This window comes from Bifidobacterium rousetti, from assembly GCF_008698235.1.
Classification (GTDB): Bacteria; Actinomycetota; Actinomycetes; order Actinomycetales; family Bifidobacteriaceae; genus Bifidobacterium; species Bifidobacterium rousetti.
Genome location: NZ_PEBH01000037.1, coordinates 1 through 203, shown reverse-complemented (window position 1 = coordinate 203; position 203 = coordinate 1). Strand labels below are relative to the sequence as shown.

Below are 203 nucleotides of genomic sequence, written 5' to 3'. Positions count from 1 at the left end.
AACGCGTGTCAAAACCATAAAAGAAACCCCTTGAAAACCAATGTTTTCAAGGGGTTTGAAGCCGTACCCCCAGAGAGGGGGATACGAAAGGCAATTGCCTCAAGCGCAAACGGCAAATCCTTCAAAGATAAGGCCCGAAATTTTGCGCACTTTGGTTCGGGCTTGAGATAAGAGGGCATGGCCCGTGTCCTGTGTACGATTTT

Annotated in this window: 1 protein-coding gene; it reads right to left on the bottom strand. The window is 48.3% G+C overall.

Translation table 11 applies throughout. The features are described from left to right. Positions 1–8: 8 nt before the first annotated feature. Positions 9–203, bottom strand: a 195-nt coding sequence (locus CSQ85_RS13485) for a hypothetical protein (RefSeq protein ID WP_223846986.1), incomplete at its 5' end; no start/stop codon positions are given.